The 1,824-nt window shown below is 32.5% G+C and carries 2 protein-coding genes; both read right to left on the reverse strand.

The window, feature by feature from the left end:
• Nucleotides 1–300: 300 nt before the first annotated feature.
• The gene (locus J7Q84_RS18065; RefSeq protein WP_209096623.1) at nt 301–543 is read right to left on the reverse strand and encodes a hypothetical protein; all 243 of its coding nucleotides are present in this window, start codon (nt 541–543) and stop codon (nt 301–303) included.
• A 162-nt stretch (nt 544–705) separates the two neighbouring features.
• On the reverse strand, nt 706–1,731 hold the full coding sequence (locus J7Q84_RS18070; protein WP_209096624.1) for an IS1595 family transposase: 1,026 nt from the start codon (nt 1,729–1,731) through the stop codon (nt 706–708).
• Nucleotides 1,732–1,824: the final 93 nt, after the last annotated feature.

A 1,824-nucleotide genomic window follows, 5' to 3' on the forward strand; every position in this document is an offset into this window, starting at 1 on the left:
AGGCTCTGTTAAACTAAAATGTTGATTTTTGCGTACTAAAAAAGACTGTTTTTCACCAAACAGTCTTTTTAATGCTTATTAAACTAATGCATCAGTTAATTGAATAACTCCTAACCAATATTAGTCGAATAGTACATTCCAATTAAAATTATCATAATTACCACTATACCTAAAAGAACTCGTTTCATCTGCCAAGCCTCCGTTCTTTAATAGAACTACTTGTACATTATATTTCTATTCAGCTATTTAATATGTCTTGTTCAACTAAAGCACGCGTTAGTTAGTTAATTCAATTATATTTTAATTAGGTTTAGCAAAACGGTTTTGTATAACAAATGCGATAATAACTGATAACATTGTTATAATGATTGGAGATACTGAAGAACTTTCCGCAAAAACAACCTCATTTGGCAATTTTGAAATATTACTCCATTGATTAGCTATATCTGGCTGATAAAGTACCGTTAAAAGCATACCTGAGAAGACATTTAAAGCAACAAATAATAGGATAAAACTTACTGAAAACATAAGAATTTTTTTCATTTTTATTCTCCTTTAGTTATTCAATTTATTATATTCACTAAGAAGATTTATCTAAGATGATACTATTAACATTAACATATTTTTCCATTTTTAACTATAAGTTTGCAAATTCCTTATTGAACTAATCTGCCAGTTAGTTGAATAAGGATTTTTAAAAATATTTTAGATGACTAATTTTGATTGGCGAATTTGTTGGTTTGTTGAATAGTGTTCGCAAAGACTGGTACTGACAAATACCTCTTTTATATTCGATGTTGTTGCATCAAATCCCTTCATATCGAGAAATTGAAACCATGCCAAATAATTATCAAGATATTTTGTCGCTACACCTTTAAATCGGTCAATCCAATGACTCAATCTCGCATGATAACCGTTAACGTTTTGAATATGATAAATCCCCTTGATAACATGACCAGTTTTGGATGTATTAATCCGATAATGTTCCATCCCTTTATCTTTCGCATACGTCATATATGCTCGCCAAGCATCGGTACATAAAATCTTATCTGAGTCTAATAAATGACCAATCGTTTCCTCAACTTTAGATTTTATAATCCGTCCCATACAAGTTACTTTAGAAACAGTTTGTTTGCTTCGGTCACGAGCAACTAATACACAAACTTGCTCACGGCTAATGCCTCGGAACTTTGATACTCCACCACGTTTACGACCCTTACGACCAGATATACTTTTACTACCTTTTTCTGAGTATAGGAAATAGGTCTCGTCCATTTCGACGATACCTTCAAATCCATCAACTTCAATTTCTTTTAGTGCATTTAAGATTTTGTGTCGCCAATAGAAGAGTGTGACCCATTTAATTCCTAATATTTGTTCACATTTTCGAAGAGAATACCCTTCGAACATTAATTTGATAAACTCAGCCCAATATTTAGGGTAATGAGTTCCATGCATTGGAGTGTTTGTTAAGTCGTTAAATGTTTTACGACATGCCTTACAACGATAACGCTGACGACCTTTGTATTTACCAAATCGAACGACGAATTCACATGTGCAATGAGGACAAACGAAACCCTCTGCGAAACGAGTTTCCCTCATTTCATCTACAAGAGTACCTGTTTGAACAATTGGAAATAAAGTGTTTTTCAATGTCCAAAACAATTGTTCCTGTTGGCGTGGGTCAATTTTCTTAATATGATTTAGTAAATTACGAAAAGCTGTTTTCACGCGGTCCCACACTCCAATTGGTTTTTATAAAGTAAGTATAACCAAAAATTTTGCGTGTTTTCGAAAATCAACAATATTTTTTAACAGAGCCTT

The organism is Bacillus sp. 165 (assembly GCF_017742235.1).
In the GTDB taxonomy this organism is placed as follows: Bacteria; Bacillota; Bacilli; order Bacillales; family Bacillaceae_G; genus JAGHKQ01.